25 protein-coding genes are annotated in these 24,838 nt (G+C 63.2%); 6 read left to right on the forward strand and 19 right to left on the reverse strand.

The window, feature by feature from the left end; all coding sequences use genetic code 11:
• Positions 1-126 precede the first annotated feature (126 nt).
• Complete coding sequence (tmcA, locus tag B208_RS0101645) at positions 127-2,433, forward strand: tRNA(Met) cytidine acetyltransferase TmcA (RefSeq protein ID WP_007978751.1); 2,307 nt, start codon at positions 127-129, stop codon at positions 2,431-2,433.
• On the opposite strand, the gene B208_RS0101650 is transcribed toward tmcA, so the two are convergent.
• Together B208_RS0101650 and B208_RS0101655 are read right to left on the reverse strand one after the other, a co-directional pair.
• Positions 2,430-3,107 (reverse strand): helix-turn-helix domain-containing protein, encoded by a 678-nt coding sequence (locus B208_RS0101650; RefSeq protein WP_232423692.1) that lies wholly within the window; start codon positions 3,105-3,107, stop codon positions 2,430-2,432. The two genes, tmcA and B208_RS0101650, sit on opposite strands and share 4 nt — an antisense overlap.
• 36 nt (positions 3,108-3,143) lie before the next feature.
• Positions 3,144-3,431 carry a HalOD1 output domain-containing protein gene (locus tag B208_RS0101655; protein ID WP_007978754.1) on the reverse strand — a complete coding sequence of 96 codons (288 nt, stop codon included), beginning with the start codon at positions 3,429-3,431 and terminating at the stop codon, positions 3,144-3,146.
• A 128-nt stretch (positions 3,432-3,559) separates the two neighbouring features.
• Between B208_RS0101655 and B208_RS24125 the strand changes: the two genes are divergently transcribed.
• Positions 3,560-3,715 (forward strand): hypothetical protein, encoded by a 156-nt coding sequence (locus B208_RS24125; protein ID WP_007978756.1) that lies wholly within the window; start codon positions 3,560-3,562, stop codon positions 3,713-3,715.
• A gap of 108 nt (positions 3,716-3,823) precedes the next feature.
• Here B208_RS24125 and B208_RS0101665 read toward each other — a convergent pair whose 3' ends face one another.
• The 3 genes from B208_RS0101665 to B208_RS0101675 all read right to left on the reverse strand — a co-directional run bounded on the left by B208_RS0101665 (position 3,824) and on the right by B208_RS0101675 (position 8,113).
• Positions 3,824-5,602: a glutamate--tRNA ligase gene (locus B208_RS0101665; protein ID WP_007978758.1), complete on the reverse strand. Its 1,779-nt coding sequence runs from the start codon at positions 5,600-5,602 to the stop codon at positions 3,824-3,826.
• 107 nt (positions 5,603-5,709) lie between these two features.
• A complete protein-coding gene (gene idsA3 / locus B208_RS0101670) occupies positions 5,710-6,765 on the reverse strand; it encodes a geranylfarnesyl diphosphate synthase (RefSeq protein ID WP_007978760.1) in 1,056 nt (351 codons plus the stop codon).
• A 1-nt stretch (position 6,766) separates the two neighbouring features.
• Positions 6,767-8,113 carry a ribonuclease J gene (locus B208_RS0101675; protein ID WP_007978762.1) on the reverse strand — a complete coding sequence of 449 codons (1,347 nt, stop codon included), beginning with the start codon at positions 8,111-8,113 and terminating at the stop codon, positions 6,767-6,769.
• A gap of 688 nt (positions 8,114-8,801) precedes the next feature.
• On the opposite strand from B208_RS0101675, the gene B208_RS0101680 reads away from it, so the two are divergent.
• A complete protein-coding gene (locus tag B208_RS0101680; RefSeq protein WP_232423693.1) occupies positions 8,802-11,084 on the forward strand; it encodes an immune inhibitor A domain-containing protein in 2,283 nt (760 codons plus the stop codon).
• Positions 11,085-11,179: 95 nt separating this feature from the next.
• Here B208_RS0101680 and B208_RS0101685 read toward each other — a convergent pair whose 3' ends face one another.
• The 9 genes from B208_RS0101685 to B208_RS0101725 form a co-directional block, all read right to left on the reverse strand.
• On the reverse strand, positions 11,180-12,355 hold the full coding sequence (locus B208_RS0101685) for a methionine synthase (protein WP_007978765.1): 1,176 nt from the start codon (positions 12,353-12,355) through the stop codon (positions 11,180-11,182).
• Positions 12,352-13,347 (reverse strand): hypothetical protein, encoded by a 996-nt coding sequence (locus B208_RS0101690; RefSeq protein ID WP_007978767.1) that lies wholly within the window; start codon positions 13,345-13,347, stop codon positions 12,352-12,354. Before B208_RS0101690 ends, B208_RS0101685 begins: the two co-directional genes overlap by 4 nt.
• A 63-nt stretch (positions 13,348-13,410) precedes the next feature.
• Positions 13,411-13,986 carry a HemK2/MTQ2 family protein methyltransferase gene (locus tag B208_RS0101695; protein ID WP_007978768.1) on the reverse strand — a complete coding sequence of 192 codons (576 nt, stop codon included), beginning with the start codon at positions 13,984-13,986 and terminating at the stop codon, positions 13,411-13,413.
• Positions 13,983-15,218: a mechanosensitive ion channel family protein gene (locus tag B208_RS0101700; protein ID WP_007978769.1), complete on the reverse strand. Its 1,236-nt coding sequence runs from the start codon at positions 15,216-15,218 to the stop codon at positions 13,983-13,985. Before B208_RS0101700 ends, B208_RS0101695 begins: the two co-directional genes overlap by 4 nt.
• The gene (locus B208_RS0101705) at positions 15,218-16,102 is read right to left on the reverse strand and encodes a 16S ribosomal RNA methyltransferase A (RefSeq protein ID WP_007978770.1); all 885 of its coding nucleotides are present in this window, start codon (positions 16,100-16,102) and stop codon (positions 15,218-15,220) included. Before B208_RS0101705 ends, B208_RS0101700 begins: the two co-directional genes overlap by 1 nt.
• 121 nt (positions 16,103-16,223) lie before the next feature.
• Positions 16,224-16,796: a DUF655 domain-containing protein gene (locus B208_RS0101710; RefSeq protein WP_007978771.1), complete on the reverse strand. Its 573-nt coding sequence runs from the start codon at positions 16,794-16,796 to the stop codon at positions 16,224-16,226.
• 43 nt (positions 16,797-16,839) lie between these two features.
• On the reverse strand, positions 16,840-17,196 hold the full coding sequence (locus B208_RS0101715) for an RNA polymerase Rpb4 family protein (RefSeq protein ID WP_007978772.1): 357 nt from the start codon (positions 17,194-17,196) through the stop codon (positions 16,840-16,842).
• 3 nt (positions 17,197-17,199) lie between these two features.
• Positions 17,200-17,490 carry a 50S ribosomal protein L21e gene (locus B208_RS0101720; protein ID WP_007978773.1) on the reverse strand — a complete coding sequence of 97 codons (291 nt, stop codon included), beginning with the start codon at positions 17,488-17,490 and terminating at the stop codon, positions 17,200-17,202.
• A gap of 122 nt (positions 17,491-17,612) precedes the next feature.
• Positions 17,613-18,602 carry an aldo/keto reductase gene (locus tag B208_RS0101725; RefSeq protein ID WP_007978774.1) on the reverse strand — a complete coding sequence of 330 codons (990 nt, stop codon included), beginning with the start codon at positions 18,600-18,602 and terminating at the stop codon, positions 17,613-17,615.
• An 87-nt stretch (positions 18,603-18,689) separates the two neighbouring features.
• On the opposite strand from B208_RS0101725, the gene B208_RS0101730 reads away from it, so the two are divergent.
• Together B208_RS0101730 and B208_RS0101735 are read left to right on the forward strand one after the other, a co-directional pair.
• On the forward strand, positions 18,690-19,856 hold the full coding sequence (locus B208_RS0101730) for a cystathionine gamma-synthase (RefSeq protein WP_007978775.1): 1,167 nt from the start codon (positions 18,690-18,692) through the stop codon (positions 19,854-19,856).
• 81 nt (positions 19,857-19,937) lie between these two features.
• On the forward strand, positions 19,938-20,606 hold the full coding sequence (locus B208_RS0101735) for an MBL fold metallo-hydrolase (RefSeq protein ID WP_007978777.1): 669 nt from the start codon (positions 19,938-19,940) through the stop codon (positions 20,604-20,606).
• A gap of 23 nt (positions 20,607-20,629) precedes the next feature.
• On the opposite strand, the gene B208_RS0101740 is transcribed toward B208_RS0101735, so the two are convergent.
• The 4 genes from B208_RS0101740 to B208_RS0101750 all read right to left on the reverse strand — a co-directional run bounded on the left by B208_RS0101740 (position 20,630) and on the right by B208_RS0101750 (position 22,727).
• The gene (locus B208_RS0101740) at positions 20,630-20,896 is read right to left on the reverse strand and encodes an elongation factor 1-beta (RefSeq protein WP_007978779.1); all 267 of its coding nucleotides are present in this window, start codon (positions 20,894-20,896) and stop codon (positions 20,630-20,632) included.
• A 3-nt stretch (positions 20,897-20,899) separates the two neighbouring features.
• Complete coding sequence (locus B208_RS23230) at positions 20,900-21,076, reverse strand: HVO_2753 family zinc finger protein (protein ID WP_007978781.1); 177 nt, start codon at positions 21,074-21,076, stop codon at positions 20,900-20,902.
• Positions 21,077-21,134: 58 nt separating this feature from the next.
• Entirely contained in the window at positions 21,135-21,527 is a 393-nt protein-coding gene (locus tag B208_RS0101745) for an OsmC family protein (RefSeq protein WP_007978783.1), read from the reverse strand.
• Between the two features lie 474 nt (positions 21,528-22,001).
• Complete coding sequence (locus B208_RS0101750) at positions 22,002-22,727, reverse strand: metal-dependent hydrolase (RefSeq protein WP_007978785.1); 726 nt, start codon at positions 22,725-22,727, stop codon at positions 22,002-22,004.
• Positions 22,728-22,832: 105 nt separating this feature from the next.
• Between B208_RS0101750 and B208_RS0101755 the strand changes: the two genes are divergently transcribed.
• Positions 22,833-23,564 (forward strand): fumarylacetoacetate hydrolase family protein, encoded by a 732-nt coding sequence (locus tag B208_RS0101755; RefSeq protein ID WP_007978786.1) that lies wholly within the window; start codon positions 22,833-22,835, stop codon positions 23,562-23,564.
• Positions 23,565-23,604: 40 nt separating this feature from the next.
• On the opposite strand, the gene B208_RS0101760 is transcribed toward B208_RS0101755, so the two are convergent.
• Positions 23,605-24,768, reverse strand: a complete 1,164-nt coding sequence (locus B208_RS0101760) for an NAD(P)/FAD-dependent oxidoreductase (protein ID WP_007978787.1) — start codon at positions 24,766-24,768, stop codon at positions 23,605-23,607.
• Positions 24,769-24,838: the final 70 nt, after the last annotated feature.

Here is a 24,838-nt window from a genome sequence, read left to right on the forward strand (position 1 = left end):
TATTTGGCGAGGTCCCCGCGCTAAATGCGAGCGGGTTGACGCCATCACGTAACCCCACCTCGCCCGACTCCTGACTGTTCTACACCGAAAAGAAACATCCTTGCGGCGGACCGACCAACCACGGGTGTGAACGTCTCGTCTCTGGCGACATCGCTCCGTGAAGAAGCTCGACGGACGAACGAGCGTCGCCTCCTCGTCCTCGCGGGAAACCGCGACGAGGGGTACGAACTCGCTCGGAACGTCCTCTCCGCCGCGGGAATCCCCGAGAAAGCGACCGCGCAAGTCGGCCCGCGACGCATCGTGGACTGTGAGCGGGTGAGCCAGCGGCGGGCGGGGGAACTCCTCGGAACGACCCACGAAGCGGTCGTCTTCGACGCCCACGACGAACTCCGCCCGAACGCGCTGGGCCGGGTCGTCGGCGCGGTGGACGGCGGCGGTCTGTTCGTCCTCCTCACGCCGCCGCTCGACGCGTGGCCGACCCGCCGGGACGACTTCGACGCGACCCTCGCGGTCCCCCCGTTCGGGGTCGAGGACGTGACCGGCAACTTCCGACGGCGGTTCGTCTCCCTCCTCCGCGACCACCGCGGCATCGCCATCGTGAACGCGGATTCGGAGACCGTCGAGGACGACGGCCTGACACACCCCGCACCCCGGCTGGCAGACACCGACCACGAAGGAGCGCCGGAAAACGCGGTACTGGATGCGTTTCCGCACGCCGCCGCTGACGCCTGTCTGACCGACGACCAACTGTCGGCGGTCAGCGCGTTCGAGGCGCTCCGCGACCCGAACACCGCGGTCGTCGCCGAGGCCGACAGGGGCCGCGGAAAGTCGAGCGCCGCCGGAATCGCCGCCGCGTGTTTTGCCGCCGAAGGCGATGACGTCCTCGTGACGGCGCGAAGCTACCGGAGCGCCCGCGAGGTGTTCGTCCGCGCCGCCGCCCTCCTCGATTCGATGGACGAACTCGCGGACACCGACCACGACCCGCCGACCCGGGTCACCGCGAATTCGGGCGGGAGCGTTCGGTACGAGAAGCCGACGGACGTTATCGAACGCGTTGGGCCGAAGGGCCAACGTAATTCACACGACGGACCGGAGGGCCGCCAGCGCGACCACGCTGACATCGTGTTCGTGGACGAGGCCGCGGCCCTTCCTGTTCGCATGCTTGAGCGGTTTCTTCGCTTTTCGCGCGTCGCGTTCACGACGACGATTCACGGCTACGAGGGTGCCGGGCGGGGCTTCTCGGTGCGGTTCCGCGACCGACTCGACGAGAGCGACCACGACGTGACCGACGTGACGCTGGCCGAACCCATCCGATACGCGCCGGGCGACCCAATCGAGGTCTGGGCGTTTCGTGCGCTCGCGCTCGACGCCCGACCCGCGGTGGACCCGCTCGTGACCGAGGCGACGCCCGACGGAACCGAGTACCTGGCGCTCGACGCGGACGACCTGCTCGCCGACGAGAACCTGCTCCGCGAGACGTTCGGCCTCCTCGTGTTGGCGCACTACCGAACCGAACCGGCGGATCTCGCCCGACTGCTCGACGCCCCGAACGTCGCGGTGCGGGCGCTCCGCTGGAACGGCCACGTCGTCAGCGTCGCCCTTCTGGCGCGGGAGGGAGACCTCCCCGCCGACGTGCGCGAACACATGTACGACGGCGGGCGCGTGAAGGGCAACATGCTCCCCGACGTGCTGACCACACAACTCCGGGATTTCGACGCCGGTATCCCGGTCGGGATGCGAATCATGCGCATCGCCACCCACCACGCCGTTCGTTCGTCGGGGCTGGGGTCGCGCCTGCTCGCCGAGATTCGCCGGGAGTGTTCCGACCTCGACTGGCTCGGGACGGGGTTCGGCGCGACGCCCGAACTGCTCCGATTCTGGCGGGAGAACGGCTACCGGACGGTGCAACTCTCCACGACGCGCAACGACGCTAGCGGGGAGTACTCCGCGCTCATGTTCGACCCGATTTCGCCGTCCGGAAACGACCTGTACGAGCGCCACGCCCGACGGTTCGCGGCGCGAATCGCCTCGGTGCTCTCGGACGCGCTCGCCGACATGGACCCCGACGTGGTACGGGAATCCCTCCGGGCGACGGACGCGGACGTGGAGACGTCGCTCACCGACTGGGAGTGGCGACTGGTCGCCGCCAGCGCCTACGGGCCGGGACAGTTCGACCACGGCCCCGCCCCGTTCCGACGGTTGGTTGTCAAACAACTCGTCGACCCCGCTGACCCCGACGCGCTGTCCCAACGACAGGAACGCCTGCTGGTTCGAAAAGTCCTCCAAGCCCACCGCTGGCCAGCAGTGGCCGATGAACTCGGCTTTCACTCCGCTGGCGAAGCGATGCGCGCGTTGGGCGCGGCGTTTCAACCGCTCGTGGACGCGTACGGTAACGACGCCGCGATGGAGGAGAAACGACGCTACTCGGATTAATCCTGCCGGTCGTCGAGGATTTCGTCCGGCCCGGTCGTGAGGATGTGACGGCTCACCGTCCGGTGCGCCCGTCGTAGTCGTTTCGATAACGCCTGCTGGCTGATGTCGAGCTGTTCGGCGAGTTCGCTCAGGTTCGTCTTCCTCGGCACCTCGAAGTAGCCCGCGTCGAGTGCGGCGTTCAACGCCACGCGCTGTTTCGCCGTCAGGAGAAACTGCCCGTCGACGGTCGGCGTCTCGGGCGTGTGCAACCGCTTCAGTTCGACCGTCACGTCGTGATGCGTCAGGTCGGCTTGAAGCTTCGAGATGTGGTCGCGGTGTTCGAATCGCATCTGAAAATCCCACCCCTCCTTCGCGGCGGTTCCGGTGAGGATGACGGGGTCGCTTTTCAGTACGTCCTCGACGGTCGTTTTCGTCTCGTCGGACCACTCGACGCGATAGAGCGACCCGTACGGGATTTCGGTGAGTTTCGTCACCGCAACCGTCGTCGGGTCGGCACGAAGTTCCTCCTCGACTATTGTCGCCGTCCCGCCACACACCCAGATGTAGGGGAGAATACGGTTCGCGGGATGTGCGACCATGCGCTCGATTTCGACGGCCATGTTCGGAATCGCGTCGAAGGCGTCGGAGAGCGCGAACTGCTCGGTGGGTATCGTGAATTCGGCGATGACGCTCATTTCCTCACTGGCCTCCACTTTCCGTAACGAACACGCTCATCGAGAGGTCGCCTCGATGAGAATGCGGCCGTTACTAAGAACGACCACTTCGTACCCACAATAGGTAAATGTAACCCGTCCCGTGTTTCTCGCGCGTCCACTCCAACTATCAGCAAACAGCTCGTCGAGCGCGTCGGTATCGACCGTCTCGTAGAGCGGTGGCATGTCGTTCGTTCGAGCGTTCGTCACCGCTGCCGTCGCGGTGACGATTCCCTCGGTAATAGTCTCGTCGGGGGAGATGTCGTACGTAAAATCGGCACCCTCCTCCAGTTCGGCAACATCCATAGCGAAATGAGTTTCGCAGCCGCCCTCAAACGCGGGGTTATTCTTGAAACCCTTTTATAATACTCGTTTCGATGTGTCCAAAAACACCATCGCTACGACCATGTGGTTTCAACGCGTAGCGATTCCCGATGGAATGTGCCGAAAACGACTGTGAAAACGAGGCGGCAGTTCGACTGCACATCCCGTGGGCCGAAAACCGCGTCGTCTGCACGAGCCACGCGAGGGTGTTGGCGCGACAGGATGGCGTGGTCGCCGAACCGCTGGAGGGTGTGGACTGGGAGTAATGGAGGAACGGGGGGGGGTACCGAGAGTGTCGCAGAAGGAGCGAGTCGGTCCGTCCGCGTGGCCGTGTCGGTGGTGAAGGGTCGGGAACGAGCGGAAAGCGCGGTCGTCTACTCGTGGGCGAAGTAGGTCACCGTCTCGGCGTCCTCCTCGCTGTCTCGCGCCACGCTATCCACTCGCGCGAACCCGACGCGCTCGAACTGCACGATGTCGTCCACGTCCGTCTCCGCGAAGTCGGGTTCCGCGACGCCTTCCACGTCGCCGTCCATGGTCCGCATGCGGACCGGGACGGTTCCCTCGGCGGGTACCCAGTGGATTACGTCCACGCCTTCGTCGCGGACGGCGCTGATGTCGTCGCCCGTGTACTGGAGCGCGTCGCGGGTGTGCTCGAAGCACCCGAGTCCCTTCAGCCAAACGCGCTCGCCGTGGTCCGGGATGTCGTCGGCTTCGATGCGCACGGCCTCGCCCGCCGGGATGTGGCGCGTGCCCCTGTCCTCGTGGTCGGGATGGACCGGCGGTTCCGCCGCCTCGGGATAGTCGCCGATGAGCGGATATTCGACTCCGTTACCGGACGACGTCCGGTCGCCAGCCGAGCTCTGCTCGGCGCTGTCACGGACGAAGAAGAAGCGCGGCGCGTCGTCGTCCACCAACTCTCGGTTGTTGGCGTAGATGGTGCTCATCGCCAAATCGACGTTGCTCGTGGAGGTGCCGAGTCCGACCATCGCCTCGCGGATGGCTTCGCCGCGAATGCCACGGCGGCGGACGCTCTGGAGGGTGGGCGCACGCGGGTCGTCCCAGCCGTCGAGTTCGCCCTTCTCGATGAGTTCCTTGATGGTCGAAGTGGACATCTTCACGTCGTACTCGTCCACCTGCACGTGGCCCCAGTGGATGGTCTCGGGATACTCCCAGTCGAAGTAGTCGTAGACGAACTGCTGGCGCTTCGCGGAGTCCTGCAGGTCGATGCCGCGGATGATGTGGGTCATACCCGTCAGGTGGTCGTCCACGCCGGACTGGAAGTCGAGCATGGGCCAACAGCGGTAGTCGGCCGCTTCAGGACGCGGATGGGGCGTGTCGATGATGCGGAACGCCACCCAGTCGCGCAGGGCGGGATTCTTGTGCTCGATGTCCGTCTTCACGCGGAGTACCATCTCACCGGACGAATACTCCCCTTCGATCATGTCCTCGAACTCGGCCAACGTCGTCTCCGCGTCCTTGTCGCGGTGTGGGCACGCCTTTGCGTCGTTTTTGAGGTTCGAGAACTCCTCGCCGGAACAGGAGCAGGTGTACGCGCCGCCCTTCTCGATGAGGTCGCGGGCGTGGTCGTAGTAGATTTCGAGGCGGTCGCTGGCTTTGATAACCTCGTCTGGTTCGAAGCCGAGGTAGTCGATGTCCTCCAGAATCGCGTCGTAGGCGTCCATGTCCGGGCGCTTCGTCTCCGGGTCCGTGTCGTCGAAGCGGACCAGCATCTCGCCGTCGTAGAGGTCCTTGTACGTCCCGATAACCGCGGGCATCCGCCCGTGTCCGATGTGCCACGGGCCGTTGGGGTTCGGCGCACAGCGCATCCGAATCTCGTCGTACTCCTCGGCGTTGGGCAGGTCGGGGAGCACCTGGTCGTCTTCCTCGTCCTCCGCGTCGAGTTCTTCGACGAGTTCGGCGTCGAGTTCTTCGAGGCGAGCGCGTCGTCCCTCGGCGTCCAACTGGTTCACCTGCGCGACGACCTTTCCGGCGATACCCGGCACTTCGCCGCCGTGTTCGCGGAAGTCGGGATTCTCGCCCATCAGCGACCCCATGATGGCACCGACGTCCGCGTCGCTGTCGTGTTTCAACGCGTTGAACAGCGCGTGTTTCTCCGCCTCCGTCTCGATTCGCGTCCGCAACTCGTCGTCCATTACTGGTCCCTATTCCCGCCCGTCTCAAAACTCCCGCGAATCCGTGCGCTCCGGAGCGACACCGCTGGCGCTCTCCGCGTCGTCGCGTCCGTAAAAATCGACGTGGCTCAGTAACCGCGTTCGATGAGGTAGTCGGCTATCTGCTCGAGCAGATAGCGCGATTCGTTGTCCGGGAGCACGCTCAGGTGGTCCTTGCCGCGTTGGACGAGTTCCTGTGCTTTCTCCGTGGCGTACTCGATGCTTCCGGCCGCTTCGAGACGCTGGACTGCCTCGTCGATTTCCGCTTCCGTCACGTCGCCGACGTCATCGGTTTCGACCAACGAATCCACGTCCACGCCCTGACTGCGGGCGTGAAGCGTGATGATTGTCTGTTTGCTCTCCACGAGATCGCTACCTCGCTGTTTGCCGAGTTTGTCGCTCGGCACGGTCAAATCGAGCACGTCGTCCTGAATCTGGAACGCCCGTCCGACGTCGATACCGTAGCGGTACAGCGCTTCCGTCGTCTCCTCGTCCGCACCGAGGAGGACGGCCGGAACCTTCGCCGCCGCACCGTAGAGGACCGCCGTCTTGTTCTCGATCATTTCGAGATACTCGTCCGGGAGGACGTCGGGACGCTCCTCGAAGGCGACGTCGAGCGCCTGGCCTTCACAGATTCTCGTACAGGTGGATGCGAGTACGTCGAGCGCGGTGACACAGCGGTCGGGCGTGGCGTCCGTCTCCAGCATGATTTCGAACGCCTTGGAGTACAGCGTGTCACCGGCCAGAATCGCCGTTTCCGTGTCGTAGGCACGGTGAACCGACGGAACGCCACGACGGAGGTCGTCGTCGTCCATGATGTCGTCGTGGATGAGCGTGAAGGATTGGATGACTTCGATGCTCACCGCGGCGGCCATCACGTCCAGTTCGGTTCCGTCGAGCGCCGGGAACTTCCGGTACGCTTCCGACATCGGTTCGACGTCGGCCAGCGCGTCCGCGACGAGCAGGAGGACCGTCGGTCGAAGGCGCTTCCCGCCCGCGTCGAGCAGGTAGCGGGACGCCTCGTAGAGACGCTCCGGTTCGACTATCGGGAGTTCCTCCTCGATGGCCGCGTTGACGAGTTCGCGGCGCTGCTCGACCGTCTGCATGACGAGTTCTTCACGTGATTCCGTACTCGCGTCAGTCATATCACTCCACCAGTTGGATGAGGTTGCCGTTACGTGTTACGTGAAGGTCCTTGCCGAGTCGGTAGCCTTGCGATTCACAGAGGTCGACGTACGGCGCGAAGCCTTTCATGTTCTGGTGGGCAGGAATGACGTTCTGGGGTTGCAGCGCGTCGAGCATCTGGTAGTGACCTTCCTCGCGGAGGTGGCCCGAAACGTGCACGTCGTCGTAAATCCGTGCGCCCTGCATCTTCAGGAGTCGCTCGGACTGGTAGCGCTGGCCTTCGTTCGTCGGTTCCGGGATGACGCGGGCCGAGAAGACGACCTTGTCACCGCTGTCCAACTGGTACGGCGTCTCGCCGCGACCCATGCGCGTCAGCATCGCGCGCGGTTCGCCTTGGTGACCGGTCACGATGGGGAGGTAGTTCTCCTTGCCCTCCTTCATGATGCGCTTGAACGTCCGGTCGACGGACTTTCGGTGGCCGAACATGCCGAGTTCCTCGGGGAAGTCGACGAAGTTCAGGCGTTCCGCGGTGCCCGAGTACTTCTCCATCGAGCGGCCGAGCAGGACGGGCGTCCGTCCGATGTCCTCGGCGAACTCGACGAGGCTCTTGACGCGGGCGATGTGGCTGGAGAACGTCGTCGCCACGATACCGCCGTCGTAGTCTTCGATGCTGTACAGTACGTCTTTCAGGTGGCGGCGAGCGACCGACTCGCTCGGCGTGCGACCCTTGCGACCCGCGTTCGTACAGTCCTCGATGTAGGCGAGAACGCCGTTGCCCTCGCGCCCGATTTCGCGGAAGCGCTTCATGTCGATGGGATCGCCGAGGACCGGCGTGTGGTCCATGCGCTTGTCGAGGCCGTAGACGATGGCACCCTCGGGAGTGTGAACCACCGGGTTGATGGCGTCGATGATGGAGTGAGTGACGTTGACGAATTCGAGTTCGACGTCGTCGCTCAACTGCATCGTCTCGCCGGCTTCCATCTTGATGAGGTCGTTTTCGACCCCGAACTTCTCCTCGCCCTGAATCTGCTGTTTCACCAGTTCGATGGTGAACGGGGACGCGACGATAGGTGCGTTGTACCGGTGGGCCAGTTTGCTGATGGCACCGATGTGGTCCAAGTGACCGTGTGTCGGAACGATGGCCTTCACGTCGCCTTCCAAATCGGACATCACGCGGTCGTCCGGAATCGCGCCCATGTCGATGAGGTCGAGGCTGTGGAGTTTCTCTGTCTCGACGTTATCGTGGAGCAGCACCTTCGACAGGTTCAGCCCCATGTCGAAGATAACCACGTCGTCGCCTGCGCGAACGGCAGTCATCTGCCGCCCAACTTCTTCGTAGCCGCCAATTGTTGCAATTTCGATTTCCATAGTTTGCTTTCCTCAAGCATTGAAACGCCACGCGGCGTGGCGATTGCGTTGCTCACTGAAATACTCGCGGGGCCGCGAGCGTCAGACCCCGGCGTCTTACAGCACGTCGGTCTGGCACTCGCGCGCGGCGGGACCGCACACCCGCGAGTTGCCCAGTCTGCAAGCATCTACGCCCCGGGGTAATAAAAACTGCCGGGATTGTGTTCTCTGGGAGCTAGTCTCAGGAGGGAAATCGGTTGATTCCGAAGACGCTCCTGTTTCAGAAAGTGTATTCTATCGAGAACCACTCTCGTGTGTTCGAATTTTCAAATGATAGAAAATCGTCTTTATCCTCGCCACGCTGTACGATGGGCGTCGCAGCGGTCCTCGTCACGGGACTCCTGTACGGAAGCGGACGGGTGTCCGTGCGGGCCGCCGAAGTCGGACTCGTAGTTGGTCGTTGCTTGTCGCCCTCTTCGGAGTTCGGTTGTTCGGCGTGTGACGGCTCCTATCCCGGGTCGTGTTTCGAGGACAGCACGGCGATTCGACGGAGAGTGAGTCGATGGTGAGTAGTCGTTCTTCCTGTCGGAGCAACTTGGGAGACCCCCCAATTCCAATATGTATCTGATTATTATAGTAATATTTCGAATTAAATAATTTAGTTAAGTGTGGGTATAATTATGTAGGTAGGGTTAACAGAAAACATCGGATGAAATTAAAAGCGGTGCTGTTGAGTTTACTAGTCGTACTGTCCACGTCGGCCGTCTGGGTCGGCGGTGCCGTCGCAACGCAACCGAACACGAGCGACACGCTTCAACCGACCGTCTTCGAACCGAAGACGACCGTGAACAACTCCACGAACGGCGACGGCCTCCAGAAGGCCGAGCCGTCACAGGAGTCGCTCGACAAACCCGTCGATTTCGACTCGGCCCCCTCGTCGTTCACGACGACTGACGAGGGGAGTGCGGCGTCCGGTGGGATGTCCACCCTCGCCCAGGATTCCTCGTCAATCGTCATGGACCCGTCCGACGACGAGACGGACCCGGACGTCATCGGAACGACGAAGCAGTACCTCGGCTCCGACAACGACAGCTACTACTTCAAGAACTTCACGCTGCTGTCCATCGGTGACCACGTCGAGATATGGGTCGCTCGTGACCTCGCGTGGCCCGAGAACGACTCGCGGACCGACCCGACCATCTCGGAGCAACAGGCCGAAGCGCTCCGCACGCAGTTCGAAGAGAACATGTACGAGACCGAATCGGACGTGTTCGGCACACCCGACGCCCGCAACGGAACGGAGGGTCTGTTGGAGGAACTCGGTGCCGTCCCCGACGACTACTACCACACCGAAAACGGGTCCGGGAAGACCGTCCTGCTGGTGGACAACGTCCGCGACGAGAACTACTACAACGCGTCGTATCCCATCTACACGGCCGGGTTTTACTCGCCGACCATCCAGAAATACACCGACCGTAACGTCGTCACGCTCGACGCCAAAGGCTGGAACGAGGTCAACGAGACGAACGACGAGGTAGGGTACGAGGGAACGCTGGCGCACGAGTACCAACACCTCGTCCACAACGACCTCGACGGCGACGAGACGACGTGGGTGAACGAAGGCATGTCCGATTACGCCGAGGTCGTCACCGGCTACGGCGTCTCCGAGGGGCACGTCCAAGCGTACGAGGAGATGCCCTCGAACTCCCTGACCAACTGGGAGGACCAAGGTGCCATCAACGTCCTCTCGGACTACGGCATCGCGTTCAGCTTCCAGATGTACCTGAGCGACAGGTACGGAACCGACTTCATCAGTAACCTCGCACACGAGAAGGCGAACGGCATCGAGGGCGTCGAGAAGACCCTGGACGAAACCGGTGCGAACACGGACTTCTACGGGCTGTACCAGGACTTCTCGACCGCCGCGGTGCTCGATTCGTCCGAGCGCCGCGTTCGGGACGAGTACGACATCGACGGCCTCGATTTGAACCTCAACACGTCGAACGACGTCGGCACCGCGGGTGCGTGGGGGACCAACTACAAGGAGGTCGATACGTCGGATAAAGGCCCGATAACGGACGTGACGCTCTCCGGAACCGACTACATCGGCACCCAGTGGCAGACCGCGACCGACCCGGTCACCGGCGAGGGACAAGTGCTGTACTCCGGGTCCGGAACCCTCCTCGACCGGTTCGCCATCACGAGCGCCGACCTCTCGAACGGCGATTCGACGCTGTCGTTCGAGACGTACTACGACATCGAGGAGAACTGGGATTACGGCTTCGTGCAAGTCTCGACCGATGGCGGCGAGACGTGGGAGAGCCTCGAATCGAACCGCACCGACGACTCGCCGAACCCGGACGCGCATCCGACCATCAAGGAGAACGCGCCGGGATACACCGGCACCACCGGCGGCGAGTGGGTCGAACAGTCGTTCGACCTCTCCGAGTACGAAGGCGAGGGCGAGGTTCTCATCGCGTTCCGCTACGCGACGGACTGGGCGACCACCCAACCCGGAATGTACGTCCGTAACGTCGAGGTCGGCGGCGAGAGCGTCCCGACCGACGCGACGGATTCGTTCATGAGCCTCCGCGAAGCGACCGGCGATAAAATCGAGTACCAGTTCACCTTCATCGGCATCAAGGAGAACGGCAAAGCGAAGGTCAAACAGCTCGATATGCGGACCTTCTCGGACGACGAGGAGCAGGAACTCCATCACTTCCTCCGCAACGGCAACTTCGAGAAAGTCATCGCCGCATCGACGTGGGCGGCCCACCCCGGCGAAGGGGGCCGCGTCCCGGTCAGCGTCGAATTCGAATACGCCCGTGACGGGCACGGCGGCCACGGTCATCACGGCGGACATCACGGCGGCCACGGACACCACGGCGGCCACGACGGTCACGGACACCACGGTGATGACGACCACGATGGACACGGTGGGCATCACGGCGGTCACGGACACCGCGGCGGCCACCACGCCTACAACTGGTAGAACCACACACGTCGCTCACCACTTTTTTCGGATAGATAGAACGGAGACGGCGAAAAACCGAACCGCTGGTTGGCTTCGAAACGGAACGTCCGTCGTCAGTCGTCGGCGGAGACGGGCGCGTTCCGAACGTCGATTTCTCCCGAATCCAACTCGGCTTCCACTTCGCGCGCCGCCTGCACCATGTTCGCCATCTTGCCGTAGGCCACCTCGCGCGGGAGGAGTTTCAGGCCGCAGTCGGGGCTGACGGTGAGCTGTTCGGGGGGAACGATTTCGAGTCCCTTCTTGATGTTCTCCTTGATTTCCTCGACGCTCTCGACTTCGGCGGTGTGGGCGTCGGTGACGCCGAGCGCGAGGTTCGCGGTGAACTCGGGGTCGCGGAACACGTCGAGTTGCTCGTAGTCGCCGTTGGCGAGTTCGAGGTCGAACTCGTCCACCGGGTAGTCCAGCATCTCGGGGTAGATACGCGAGTAGTCACCGTAGCAGACGTGCAGGCCGAGATAGACGTCCTCCGGAACGGCGTCGGACTCGTCCGACTGGCCTCCGTTCGCTCCGCTCACGGAGATTCCGTCCGCGATGCGCTCCAGACACTCGCCGACGATGGCGTGGTCGTCCGGCGTCGTCGCCAGCGCCGGTTCGTCGATTTGGATGTAGCGCGCACCCGACTCGACCAGTTTCTTTATCTCCTCGTTCACCAAGTCGGCGAGGTCGTAGGCCAGCGACTCCTCGTCGTCGTAGGCCTCGTTGAAACTCCAACTCGCCAGCGTGTACGGGCCGGTGATGGGGACTTTGACGGGACGGTCCGCCACCTCGCTGGTGAACTCGTACTCGTCCACGAGCCACGTCTCGTCGTACTCGACGTCCGTGACGACGCTCGGCTTGTCGAAGTAGTTGTGACCCCACACCTTCACCGGGCCGTTGAACTCGTAGCCCGAGATGCGGTGGGCGAAGTACTCGACCATCTCGTTGCGCCGCATCTCGCCGTCCACCACGACGTCCAATCCGGCGCGCTCGTGCTCCTTCGTGATGAGACGCGAGGCGTCGTTCTGTGCCTCCTCCCACGCGTCCTCGTCGAAGTCGGCGTCCGGGTCCTCGTAGAGTTCGCGCGAGCGGTCCACCCACTTCGGCTTGGGGTAGCTTCCGACGATGGTCGTCAGGATGAAGTGGTCGTTGTCGTGGTCCTCCGGACGGAACTGGTTTCGAGCATCGTCTGGCGACTCGCGGGTCGTTCCTCCCCGCTCGTTTTTCGAGTCGCGTGGCGACCCGCCACTCATATTTCCACCTCCTCCAACCGCGCGGCTTCGCCGAGCACGGCCGCCTTCTCCTCGAACTTGCTGTACGGCAGGTAGAACGGTTCCGTGTTCGTCGTGAGATACTCCGTCTCGAACTCGTTGACCGGCGTGTTCTCCTCGAACCAGTCAACACGTTCGGCGACGGTTTCCGCCGATTCGACCAGCGTGTTCTGTCCATCGACCAGACCGAGGGATACGGAGTCCGTCGTCCCGAACTCGTTGATGTTGGAGAGACACCCCTCGTGGTCGGTCACGAGGTCGTAGCCGAGGGCGTCGATGTCGGCGTCGAGCACGTGCGCGTGAACCTTCTCGGTGAGCGAGCCGAAGTAAGGCTGTACCACCACGTCCGCGTCCGTCGCGTTCGCAACAGCGTCGATGGCCTCGCTCGCCCGGGCGTCCTCGCCGTCTTCCGGCGGGCTAACCACGAGGGAGGGTTCGAGGAGGAACAGCGTTTCGACGGACGGGAAGGCTTCGACTTCGCCCGCGAGGAACTCCGCGACGGCGGCGAGGAACTCCTCGTCGTCGCCGTAGTATTCGTCCGTTGCGAGGTCGGCGAGGGAGTAGGGACCGGGGAGAACGGCCTGCACGTCGTCGGCGAGTTCCGCGGCGGATTCCAGTTCCGCGGCCACGTCGCCGTCGAAGTCGAGTTCGTCCACGACCACCGGATCGCGATAGAAGTTGTTGTTGTCGTAGTACCGCACGATGCCCCCCGTTTCGACGGAATCGTGAACCGTGAGGGGATGCGCGAGCATGTCGTCCCAGCGGAGCTGTCCCTCGACGATTCGGTCGAGTCCGGCGTCCTGCTGGACCGCGACGACTTCCGAACGAGCGTCGTCGTACACCGCGGTCACCTCCGGCCCCTCGTCGCCGGAGATGAGGTCGTGTTTCTGGTGACCCTTCAGGTCCGAGAGGTCGTCCTTCGCCCAATCCGGGAGCGGGAACAACCCCGTCGTCGTGGCGATTCGCTCAGTCATGTACGGGGGGCTAAGATATGCCGGTGTTTAATATTTTCCGTTCGGGAAAATAACCGTGGATAATTATCTGACGAGTTTCAGAATCGTCAGCGTCTCGAACGGGAACGACTCGTCGCGGAGCGCAACGGCGCTAAATCCGTTCTCACCCGCCCGCGAGACGACCTCCTCCACGCCCGAGAGACTGCTGACGAGGAGGAACACACGTCCACCCGGTGCGAGCACCCGCCCGACCGCATCGAGGAACGGGTCGATGACTTCCCGACCCGACTCGCCGCCGGAGAGGGCGCGTTCCATCCAGTCGTCGCGCTCCTCGTCGGGGTCGGTCGGCAGATACGGCGGGTTGAACAGCACCGCGTCGAACGCCCCGTCGCGGAACGGCGACACCAAATCCGCCCGGACCGCCTCGACGCCGCGCTCGCGTGCGTTCGCGCAGGCGTGTGGATTCACGTCCGCTCCCACGACGCGGGCACCCGTCTCCTCGGCCACGTACTCCGAGACGTAGCCCGACCCCGTGCCGACTTCGAGGACCAACTCGTCTCCCGCTATCTCCTCGGCCGCCACTTCGGCGAGGAGGTGTGAGTCCTCCGCCGGTTGGTACACCTTCGTCTCCGTTCCGCGTCGTTCCGCGAGGTCTGTCATCGTTCGTCGCCTCCGTCGTCGGATTCCGGGCCGCCGTCGTTCACATGTCCGTCGGTCGGGCCATCATCAGTCGTTCCGCCGTCGGTCGCTCCGCCGTCCGCGGTCGCACCGAATTCACGCGCCCGTTCCCGTTCCTCCGCGACCCGAAACCCGCCCGTCTCCTCGCGGCCGGAGAGTTCGCGCTGCGGGAAGGGTATCTTGATTCCCTCGCGGTCGAACGCCTCCTTCACCGCGTTGATGACCGTCGTCTTCGCCCGCCACTTCCGTCGGGCGCTGGGCTTGTCTATCCAGAAGCGAAGCCCGAGCACGACGGCCGAATCGCCGAGTTCCTTCGTCACGACTTGCGGCGACGGCACGGCCAGCACGTCGTCCGGTTCGCGCATCACCTCCTTCGCCACGGCCGCGGCCCGCTCGACGTCCGCCTCGTAATCGACGCCGACGTCCACCTCCAACCGCAACCGCCCCTTCCGACTCCGGTTGATGATGGTACTCCCGCCGACGATATCGTTCGGAATCATCACGTACTCGCCGTCGAACGTCTGAATCCGCGTGTTGACGATGGAGATGTCCGTCACGATTCCCTCCTCCTCTTCGATTATCACCCAATCGCCGATTTCGAACGGCCGGGCGAACATCAGCATGAACCCGGCCAACAGTGACCCGAGGGTCTGCCGGGCGGCCATACCGACCACGATTCCGAGGAATCCCGCACCGACGAGGAGGCCGGTGATATCCACTTCCCAAACACCGAGGACGGCGGTTAACCCGACGACGTACACGCAGACCTGCGCGACGCGGACCATCACTTGTGTTTGGTGTTTCGAGAACGCGTCGCGCCCCCTGATTACCCGCTGAATCCCCTGCCGGATGAACCCGGCGACGACGTAGGAGGTTGCGAGCAACGCAGCTGACGACCCGACTTGGAACGCCGTCGCCATTTCGACACCGAAATCCGCCTGCATGATGAGTTCCGTGTTGATTATCTTCCACGTGAAGGCGAGTGTCGTGAACGCGAGCAAAAGGAACACGCAGACGAAACCGACGACGATGACGTTTGCTAGCGAATTGGGCACTCGCTCTTGCAAACGCGGACGGGCGTACCATGCCACGGCGAAAAACGCGATGAGCGCGAGAATGACGAACGCGGAGGTGAAAATCCGCATGTCGAACCAACTTTGCCGTCCGACCTGTCTGAACAACCTCTCCGTCTGGGCGAGCGGCAGTCCTTCCATCAACCACCACCTCGACCCAACTCGTCTGCGACCCGTGCCATCGCGGCGAACTCCACGGGCGACACCTTCCCGGCACGCTCTCGGAGGATGTCCTCGTCCAACACGTCGTCGTCCGGAGATTCGAGCGCATCGACGACGGCGTCCGGGTCGTCGAGCCCCGAGATGTGGGCCGTGTTCCGAATCCCGTTTCGAATCGTCTTCCGACGCTGGGTGAACACCGCCTTCACGAAGTCGAGGAAGAACGCCTCGTCGTCCACCTCGTACTCCGGCTCCCGCGGAATCGTCCTGACGATTGCGCTCTCGACCTCCGGTTGCGGCGCGAACGCCTCGCGCGGGACCGTCTCCACGACGCGCACGTCGGCGTAGTGCTGTGCCGTCACGGAGAGTCGCCCGTAATCGTCGCTTCCAGACTCGGCGGCCATGCGCTCTGCGAACTCCTTTTGGAACATGAGGAGCATCGGCTTTCCGAGCGGGAGGAGTCGAAACGCGATTTCGCTCGAAATGCCGTACGGAAGGTTGGCGATACAGGCCGAGAAGTCGGGGAGTTCGACCGACAGCGCGTCACCCTCCACGACCGTCAACCCCCCATCGTCGCACTCCGAACGGAACTCCTCGCGGAGAAACTCGGCGAACGTCGGGTCGCGCTCGATAACCGTCACGCGGTCCGCGGCCGCGAGCAGGCGGTCCGTGAGGACACCCGGTCCCCCGCCGATTTCGAGGACGTGCTCCAGATTCATCTCGTCGGCGTACGTCGGTATTCTGTCCACAACTCGGTCGTCCACGAGGAAGTGTTGGTCGCGGTTCGGGTCGCCCCGGACGCCCGCACGTCGAATCAGCGCGTCGGGGTCCCTCGTACCGGCTTCCTCGGGTGGCGAGCGTTCCATCGTTATCCTGTCTACCGGAGCGAGCGGCGTAAACCCACCGAGTTCCGACCGGCGTTGGTTAGCACTCGTCGAAGCGAGACGAGAGAGCGGGAAGCGAGCGAAAATCGAAACCCCGCTCGCGTCAGTCGTAGCGGACGAACGTTCGATACTTCAAATCGTCCTCGCGGATCTCTTCGAGGATGCGCTCCACGAGAACGTCCTCCGGGTTGTGAAGTCCGGACACGCGGTCTTCGAGGTCGTCGAAACTCTCGAACGGTTTCCGTTTCCGCGTTTCGAGCACGTGGTTGCGCAGTTTCTTCCCGATGCCGGGGAGGAGGTTCAACTGGTGGAGACGGAGGGTTATCGGTTGGGCGTCGTTGTAGAAATCGACGAACCGCCGTTCGTCGCGGTCCACGATGTCCGTGACGGCGTGTTCGAGTTCCGACTGCGCGGCGGAGGTGAGGTCACCGTACGCGACTTCGCGCACGTTGGTGACGTTCTCGCGGGCCGCGGGTGGTTCGATTGGAATGCTGTCGCCGATACCGACGCTTGCACCCTGTTCGAGCACGAGTTCGAGGAGATGGAAATCGGATTCAGTCAGGACGTACGCGACCGGTTCCTTCTGGTACTGCGGACGGTCGTCTTCCGCACGACCGTGTGGCAGGAAGTCGAGCACCACAGCCGACGCTTCGCTGTCAGTCTCGGATTCACTCATTGCACTCGAATACGATGACGAGCAACTTAAAGAATCGGTGAAGCTACTCGTACTTCGCCACGACGTTCAGTATCTCGTCCAGCTCGTCACCCGAGAGGGTGAACCGCTCCTGTGCGTAGACCGCTCGCAGTTCGTCGCGATCCTTCGGCAGGAGGTCGGCGATCTTGTACGCCGTCGCCTCGTCCACTTTTTCGAGTTCGAGCAGCTCCCCGACCAGTTCGCGCGACTCCTCAGCGTCGAGGACGGCGAACCGGTTGACGTGTTCGATGGCTCGGGAGAGGTTGTAGGGCATCTCGCGGGTCTCGTCCAGCGCGCGTTCGCGCTCGATGTCCGCGAGGAGTTCCTTCGCCTCCGGCGTCGTGAGATACTCCTCGTCGAGCTTTTCCTTGAAGATAGTCATAGCTTACTTCTGTTCGCGGAGGTGTGCGGGCTGGGTGATGAGCGTCTTGTCCTTGCCGCCGTCGTTGATGATGACTTTGTACGCTTTGCCCTGCTTACCGACGACCTCACCCGTGCGACCGTTGAATCGCGGGTGGAAGCGACCTTTGCGGACGCTCGGGTCGATTTTGAGGTGGACTTTCTGTCCGTTCTCGTACTGCTGGACGGCGCGCTGTGGTGGGGACGTACCACGTTCTCGGGGGTTGTTCGACAACTTTTCGCGGGTAGTGTTGTACGGTCCGTTCGAGCTCGGCATAGTCGTATGACGCTCTTGTTCAGTGACGGTTATAAAAGATACGTTCCTCCTCGCCGAGACACGAACCTCGCGGGTCGGTTTGGCACGGGACCGGTGGCGCGGTCATCCAACCGGGAAGCCCATCACCACCGCTGGTGGACCGCATCGGCCACGTACTCCTCGTAGACCTCCCTGACGCGCTCTGTCTCCTCCGTCGTGAGCGGCGGGAGCGAGGCGGCGATGACGTTCTCCCGAACGTGCTTCGGGTCCGTCGAACCCGGAATGACGGCCGAAACGGCGTCGTGGTCGAGAATCCACCGAAGGGAGAACTGCGCCATCGTCGCGTCCTCGGGTACCAGCGGTCGGAGTTCGTCCACCGCTTCGAGGCCGCGCTCGTAGGGCACACCCGCGAACGTCTCGCCGCGGTCGAACGCCTCGCCCTCGCGGTTGAAATTCCGATGGTCGTTCTCCGGGAACTCCGTTTCGGCCGAGAGGTTCCCGGTCAGCAACCCGGACGCCAGCGGAACGCGGACGATGATTCCCACGTCGCGGCGCGCCGCCTCGTCGAAGAACAGTTCCGCGGGGCGCTGGCGGAACGGGTTGAAGATTATCTGCACCGTCTCCACGCCCGGATACTCGATGGCTTTCAGTCCCTCCTCGACGCGCTCGACGCTCACGCCGTAGTGGTCGATTCTCCCCTCGGCTTTCAGGACGTCCAGCGCGTCGAAAGTTTCGGGCTGGTAGTACACGTCCGTCGGCGGGCAGTGCAGTTGGAGTACATCGAGCGCGTCCGTATCGAGATTCGACCGACTTCGGTCCACGAACTCCCGAAGGTTCGATTCCGTGTACCCGGACGCGTCGTGCGGGTCGAGCCTCCGTCCCGCCTTCGTCGCCACGGTGGGACGCTCGTCCGGGTCGTACTCCGCGAGCACGTCGGCGATGACGCGTTCGCTCCGTCCGTCGCCGTACACGTCCGCCGTGTCGAGGAACGTGATTCCGGCGTCGATGGCGGCACGAACGGCCTCGTGAGCCGCTTCGTCGGACACGTCGCCCCAGTCCGACCCGATGTTCCACGTTCCCATTCCGACTTCCGTTACGTCGTAGCCCGTCGTTCCGAGCGCGCGTTCGTCCATGTTGCACGGCACGTGGTCCCGGTACATGCCTCTTCTTCCTGAGCGCGAGGCGAAAGGATAACCCTCCTCCGGTTCGTCCCCTCGCGCATGACCGACAGCGACGATTTCAGGTTCGAAACGCGGTCCATCCACTCCGGACAGGAACCCGACGAGAAGACGGGCGCGCTGATGACGCCCATCTACGCCAACTCGACGTACGTGCAGGACGGGCCGGGCGACCACCGGGGCTACGAGTACTCCCGGACGGGTAACCCGACGCGCACCGACCTCGAAGACAATCTGGCCAGCCTCGAAGGCGGCGAATACGGTCGCGCCTTCTCCAGCGGGATGGGAGCCATCAACACCGTCCTCAACCTGCTCTCCTCGGGCGACCACGTTATCGCCAGCGAGGACGTGTACGGCGGCACCCACCGAATCTTCACGCAGGTGTACGCCGACTACGACGTCGAGTTCTCCTTCGTGGACATGACCGACCCCGACGAAGTGGCGGACGCGGTGCGCGAGAACACCGAACTGCTGTGGGTCGAAACGCCGACCAATCCCCTGCTCAACGTCGTGGACATCGCGGCGATGGCCGACATCGCGGCGGACGCCGACGCGCTCTGTGCCGTGGACAACACCTTCGCCACGCCGTACCTCCAGCGTCCGCTCGAACTCGGTGCGGACATCGTGTCCCACTCGCTGACGAAGTACCTCGGCGGGCACTCGGACGTGGTTGGCGGCGCGCTGATTACCGACGACGCCGAGTTGGACGAGCAAATCGGCTTCTATCAGAACAGCGTCGGCGCGACCCCCGGTCCGCACGATTGTTTCCTCGTCCTCCGCGGAACCAAGACCCTCGGCGTGCGGATGGACCGTCACTGCGACAACGCCCGCGACATCGCCCACTGGTTGGACGACCACGACGCGGTGGACACCGTGTACTACCCCGGCCTCGAATCGCACCCGAACCACGAACTCGCCGCGGAGCAGATGAACGACTTCGGCGGTATGGTCAGCTTCGAACTCGACGCCTCGCTGGAGGAGGCCGCCGACGTGGTGTCCGAGACGGAGGTGTTCACCCTCGCCGAAAGCCTCGGCGGCGTCGAATCGCTCATCGAACAACCCGCGACGATGACCCACGCCGCGATTCCGAAGGAAGAACGACTGGCCGCCGGACTCACCGACGGCCTCATCCGCGCCAGCATCGGCATCGAGCACGTGGACGACCTGAAGGCGGACCTCCAACAGGCGTTCGACGCCGCGCTGAAGTAGTCACCCCCTCTATTTTCCGCGGTTGCGGAATCGAATGCCGGAGCCCAACAGTACTCCAAACCGGAGCACGTAGCGTCGTGCATGGAACTGACCGACCACGTGTACGCGTTTCCGTTGACCTTCGAACGCGGCGACCGCGAGACAGTCATCTACCCGTCGGGCGTCGAAACCGAAGGCGGCTTGCTTCTCCTCGACGCGGGGTTCCCCGGTCAGACGGACGATTTGGCCGACGCACTCGCCGACCACGGCTTCTCGCTGGACGACGTGGAGACGCTGCTTCTGACCCACCAGGACGGCGACCACGCGGGCGGTGCCGAGGACCTCCTCTCCCGAACCGACGCGACCGTCGTGGCTTCGACCGGTGACACGCCCGCCATCGAGGGCGACGAGGACCCAATCAAATCGAGGGGCGACCGCTACCCGCCCGTTTCGGTCGACGTGCAGGTCGTCGATGGCGTCACGTTCAGAACCGAGGCCGGACCGATGCGCGTCGTCGAAACGCCGGGGCACACGCCCGGCCACGTTTCGCTCGTCCTTCCCGAGGCGGACCTCCTCATCGCTGCCGACGCCACCGTCGCCGACGAGGACGGCCTCGTCGGGCCGAACGAGCGGTTCACGCCCGAGTTGGAGCGAGCAATCGAGTCGGTCGGCACGCTCGCCGACTTCGAGACGAGTCAGGTCCTCTGTTATCACGGCGGGTTCGTCGAGGACGCCGACGTCGAGGCGACGTACCGGTCGCTCACGGAGTGAGAAAAACGAAACGAAAAGTGGAATTATATCCGACCGACGTTCTGCACGTCGACGCTCTCGACGCCATCGACGTTCGAGAACGACTCCTCGACGGCTTCCGTGCCACCGGCATCGTCGGGGACGATGACCGTCGGCAGGAGCGCGACGAGACCGAACGCAACGTCGTCGCGTTCGAAGCCGTTGATTTTCGCACCCTCGGGGAGCGAATCTTCGAGTTTCTCTTGGAGGTCGTCCAGGTCGATCTCCGGGCTCTGCGGCATTACCTTGACTTTAGCTGCTACTTTTCCCATGATTTACGGTCCGAGGAACCCACAGTCGGGGCACTCGTAAAGGTTGCTCTGTTTTCGGCACTTCGCACAGCGGTAGATCGTCTGCCCACAGTCTGGGCATTTGAACGACGCGGCGTTCGTGCCGGAGATGTTAATCCCGCACGAGACGCATTTTCGCGCTTGTTTTTGGGTCTGACTCATACACCCACGTTCCGCCGCGCGACTTTTAACGCTTCCCTTTCGGGGTTCGAGCGGGTCGTTAGAACGCGCCCGTCTCGACGGTTGCGTCGGCGTGCAGGCTCTCTTTCACCGCGTCGTGAACCTTGCAAAGTTCGAAGGCGCGGTCGATGGCGTCCTGTGCCGTCTCGTCGTCCGTCTCGGCTTCCCACTTGATGTCGAACGCGACGGCGTCGAGTTTGTCGTCGTCGTTCAGGTCGCCGCTCACGTCGATTTCTATCTTGCCGAGGTCGCCAGCGCCGCGCTGTTCGCCGCCCACGCGAAGGGCGGGAACGTAGCACGAACCGTACGCGGCGAGCAGTGTTTCGAGCGTGTCCGGGGCGTCCTCGCCCGTCGCGTCGATGGTGACGGAGAAATCGCGGACCTCGTTCTCTGCGCTGTATCCTGCTTCCGACGTGGTAGTGACTTCTGGCATTGCAATTTCCACGTTCGCCGCAACACTCCTAAGGCTTGTTCTTCCGGCCGCGCTTGTCGGAGTGAACGTGTAGAACCGTGCAAGATAGTCGATGTGAAACAAGTCAACCGCCATGGCGCGTGCGTCAGCAGGCCGAGGATTTCACATCCGAGGGCCTGCTGGAAAGCGCGAGGGACGACTGAGCGCATGCGAAGGAGTCGGTTGGGGAGGGAGTGGCATGCGAGGTTTCAGAGAAACCTCGAAAACGAACGGCAGCGCCGTGAGTACGCGGTGCGGCGGCGGGTGGTTTCATTGACGTCTGTATTTGCAGCCACAGCAATACCAACCACGAGACAGCGAGCGGGGGGGCTTTGTGGGTCTTCTTCGTAGTTGCTGAAATCGTATAACCGGTAACCGCGTCTGTTCGTAGCTAATCACCTACTCAAACTCGTCGAAGAAAACAAAAAAAACCGTCCCGTCTACTCTCGATTCCCGTCACCAGAGTTCTTCGGAGAGGTCGAACGTCTCGTCGCCCTCCAAGACGTGAACTTCGGCGTCGTTGCCGGTGGCCTCGACCTCGCGCACGAAGTCCTCGGGGTCCTGCTCGATGGGCGGGAACGTGTCGTAGTGCATCGGGAACGCGTAGTCGGCGTCCACCCAGTCCACCGCGACGGCGGCCTGCCACGGTCCCATCGTGAAGTGGTCGCCGATGGGAACCGCGACGGCGTCGGGTTCGAGGAACGGACCGATGACGTCGCGCATCTCGGTCATCAGGGAGGTATCGCCCGCGTGGTAGAACGTCTCGCTCTCCTCGTCGGAGACTTGGGTCGGCTTGGTGTCGCTGATGACGTAGCCCGCGGGCATCCCGCCGGAGGCACCGTAGCCCGTGTCGAGGCCGTTGGTGTGGTCGGCGCGAACCATCGTGACGTAGGCGTCATCGGCTTCGAAGGTGCCGCCCATGTTCATCCCGGTACCGTCCTCGACGCCGTACTCGTCGGTCACGTAGCCGATGACCTCCGGCGTGGCGACGAAGTGAGCGTCGCGGAACCGGTCGGAGTCCGCGATGTGGTCCGCGTGCCCGTGCGTGAGCAGCACGTAGTCCGGGTCCAACTCCTCCGGGTCCGTGTCCGTCTTCGGATTGTCGAAGAACGGGTCGATGAGGAGTTCCGTGTCGCCGACGGTGACGTGCCATGTCGAGTGTCCGTACCAAGTAAGCTCCATGGTGTACGTTGGGATACTTCCTAAACCGTCTTAAAAGATGTTGGCGGCGGGTGGGGTGTTACCGGAGTCCGAACCGTTTTGCCTCCCGAATACGACACCCAGCGTATGCATCGAGTCCGATTCCGCGACCCGGCAGGGTCGGTTAGAACCGGCGAATGGCGCGACGGCGAACTCCGATTCGGGGGCGACAGCTACGCGCCCGAGGAGGTCGAACTCCTCGCACCGACGGAACCGACGAAGGTCGTCTGTGTAGGTCTGAACTACGCCGACCACGCGGCCGAGCGAAACAAGGACGTTCCCACGCGTCCGCTACTGTTCCTCAAGCCGCCGAACACCGTCGCATCCCACGGCGACACCATCACGCTCCCGGCCGGAAAGGAGCGCATCGACCACGAGGCGGAACTCGGCGTCGTCATCGGCGAGCAGTGTCGAAACGTCGCCGAGGAGGACGCGATGGACGTCGTTGACGGCTTCACGTGCGTGAACGATATCTCGAACCGCGACGACCAGGATTTGGAGCAGAACTGGGTCCGCGGCAAGGCGTTCGACAACTCCTGCCCGCTCGGGCCGGTCGTGGCGTCTCCCGAGAACGTCCCGGAGGACGCCCGCGTGCAACTCCGCGTCAACGGCGAGGTGCGACAGGAGTCCTCGCGCGACCAGTTCATCTTCTCCGTCCCGGAACTCATCGCTGAGATTACGACCTACCTCACGCTGGAACCGGGCGACGTCGTCATCACCGGCACGCCGTCGGGGGTCGCGCCGCTCGAAGACGGCGATACCGTCGAAGTCGAGATAGAGGGAATCGGAACGCTCGAACACGACGTTCGAATTCCGTAGCAATCTGGAAAACTGATTTTTCGAGGCGGCGAACCCGCGATTACAGCACGCTCCACGCCTTGATGGCGCGGTTGTACGACGAGATGTCGGCGATCCAGCGCGCCGCGATGGCCTTCTTCAGGACCTCCGCGGGCGTGGAGTTGAAGGTGCTGATGGGGAAGTCCATCCCGGCGACTTTGACGTCGTGAGCGACGGCCTCGTCACCGATGGAGATGACGGTCCCCTTGTTGTTGTACGTCCACGTCTTGAGCGGCTGGCCGTAGATGGCGCGGGCGACGTTCTCGCCGACGACTTCGGCGGCCTGCCACGCGGCCTGGGCGGTCGGCGGTGCCGGGTTCTCGCCCTGGTCGATGATGGCACAGTCGCCGATGGCGAACACGCGGTCGTCGCTGGTCTGGAAGTTGGATTCGGTGGTGACGCGGTTGTGTTCGTTGTCGAGTCCGCAGTCGTCCATGGCGTCGCGGCCCGTCACGCCGCCGGTCCAGACGAACACGTCGTAGTCGAGGGCGTCGCCCTCGTCGAACTGAATCTCGTCCTCGGTGGCTTCGGTAATCGGGTCGCCGGTCAGGATGTTGATGTCCTTTTCGAGGACGTACTTCTTCACCGTCCCCTGCAGTTCAGGGTCCTGTCCGGGCATGATTTCGTCGAGTGCCTCGACGAGGTAGATGTCGATGGGTGCGCGGTGCTTGTCGCGGTACTCCGCGATTTCACCGGCGCTCTGGATGCCGGACAGTCCGGCCCCGCCGATGACGATCTTCGCCGGGTCGTTGCGGGAGGCGGTCTTGGCGGCCTCCTTCACTTGGTCGTGGATTTCGAGCGCGTCGTCCAGACTCTTCAGCGTGAGAGCGTTCTCCGCCATGCCCGGGATGCCGTAGTAGGCCGTCTTGCTGCCGAGCGCGGCGACGAGATAATCGTATTCGAGGTCGTCACCGTCTTCCAGTTCGACCGTTCGGTCGTCCGTGTCGATGTCCACAACGGTGTCCTGCACGAAGCGCGTGCTCGGGGACTTGATCTCGTGAATCGGGAGCGTAATCTTGTCCTTCGCTCGCGGGTCACGGATAACACGGTGGGATTCGTGCAGTACGAGGTGGTAGTCCTTGTCCGACACCCACGTAATGTCAGCGTCATCGAGTTCTTCTTCGAGTTGCTGTATCGCGCCAGCACCAGCGTAGCCAGCACCGAGCACGACGACCTTCGAAGTCATATCCGAACATCGGGATTCATACGATACAAAGGTGTTGAAACCCGCAAGCGGGTGCGTGATATTCACACTC

The sequence above is a fragment of the Haladaptatus paucihalophilus DX253 genome (assembly GCF_000376445.1).
GTDB lineage: Archaea > Halobacteriota > Halobacteria > Halobacteriales > Haladaptataceae > Haladaptatus > Haladaptatus paucihalophilus.

Bases quoted from the DNA above. Each gene is read 5' to 3' on its own strand.
- B208_RS0101650 (WP_232423692.1), bottom strand. From the start codon at position 3,107: ATGAGCGTCATCGCCGAATTCACGATACCCACCGAGCAGTTCGCGCTC.
- B208_RS0101655 (WP_007978754.1), bottom strand. From the start codon at position 3,431: ATGGATGTTGCCGAACTGGAGGAGGGTGCCGATTTTACGTACGACATC.
- B208_RS24125 (WP_007978756.1), top strand. From the start codon at position 3,560: ATGGAATGTGCCGAAAACGACTGTGAAAACGAGGCGGCAGTTCGACTG.
- B208_RS0101665 (WP_007978758.1), bottom strand. From the start codon at position 5,602: ATGGACGACGAGTTGCGGACGCGAATCGAGACGGAGGCGGAGAAACAC.
- idsA3 (WP_007978760.1), bottom strand. From the start codon at position 6,765: ATGACTGACGCGAGTACGGAATCACGTGAAGAACTCGTCATGCAGACG.
- B208_RS0101675 (WP_007978762.1), bottom strand. From the start codon at position 8,113: ATGGAAATCGAAATTGCAACAATTGGCGGCTACGAAGAAGTTGGGCGG.
- B208_RS0101680 (WP_232423693.1), top strand. From the start codon at position 8,802: ATGAAATTAAAAGCGGTGCTGTTGAGTTTACTAGTCGTACTGTCCACG.
- B208_RS0101685 (WP_007978765.1), bottom strand. From the start codon at position 12,355: ATGAGTGGCGGGTCGCCACGCGACTCGAAAAACGAGCGGGGAGGAACG.
- B208_RS0101690 (WP_007978767.1), bottom strand. From the start codon at position 13,347: ATGACTGAGCGAATCGCCACGACGACGGGGTTGTTCCCGCTCCCGGAT.
- B208_RS0101695 (WP_007978768.1), bottom strand. From the start codon at position 13,986: ATGACAGACCTCGCGGAACGACGCGGAACGGAGACGAAGGTGTACCAA.
- B208_RS0101700 (WP_007978769.1), bottom strand. From the start codon at position 15,218: ATGGAAGGACTGCCGCTCGCCCAGACGGAGAGGTTGTTCAGACAGGTC.
- B208_RS0101705 (WP_007978770.1), bottom strand. From the start codon at position 16,102: ATGGAACGCTCGCCACCCGAGGAAGCCGGTACGAGGGACCCCGACGCG.
- B208_RS0101710 (WP_007978771.1), bottom strand. From the start codon at position 16,796: ATGAGTGAATCCGAGACTGACAGCGAAGCGTCGGCTGTGGTGCTCGAC.
- B208_RS0101715 (WP_007978772.1), bottom strand. From the start codon at position 17,196: ATGACTATCTTCAAGGAAAAGCTCGACGAGGAGTATCTCACGACGCCG.
- B208_RS0101720 (WP_007978773.1), bottom strand. From the start codon at position 17,490: ATGCCGAGCTCGAACGGACCGTACAACACTACCCGCGAAAAGTTGTCG.
- B208_RS0101725 (WP_007978774.1), bottom strand. From the start codon at position 18,602: ATGGACGAACGCGCGCTCGGAACGACGGGCTACGACGTAACGGAAGTC.
- B208_RS0101730 (WP_007978775.1), top strand. From the start codon at position 18,690: ATGACCGACAGCGACGATTTCAGGTTCGAAACGCGGTCCATCCACTCC.
- B208_RS0101735 (WP_007978777.1), top strand. From the start codon at position 19,938: ATGGAACTGACCGACCACGTGTACGCGTTTCCGTTGACCTTCGAACGC.
- B208_RS0101740 (WP_007978779.1), bottom strand. From the start codon at position 20,896: ATGGGAAAAGTAGCAGCTAAAGTCAAGGTAATGCCGCAGAGCCCGGAG.
- B208_RS23230 (WP_007978781.1), bottom strand. From the start codon at position 21,076: ATGAGTCAGACCCAAAAACAAGCGCGAAAATGCGTCTCGTGCGGGATT.
- B208_RS0101745 (WP_007978783.1), bottom strand. From the start codon at position 21,527: ATGCCAGAAGTCACTACCACGTCGGAAGCAGGATACAGCGCAGAGAAC.
- B208_RS0101750 (WP_007978785.1), bottom strand. From the start codon at position 22,727: ATGGAGCTTACTTGGTACGGACACTCGACATGGCACGTCACCGTCGGC.
- B208_RS0101755 (WP_007978786.1), top strand. From the start codon at position 22,833: ATGCATCGAGTCCGATTCCGCGACCCGGCAGGGTCGGTTAGAACCGGC.
- B208_RS0101760 (WP_007978787.1), bottom strand. From the start codon at position 24,768: ATGACTTCGAAGGTCGTCGTGCTCGGTGCTGGCTACGCTGGTGCTGGC.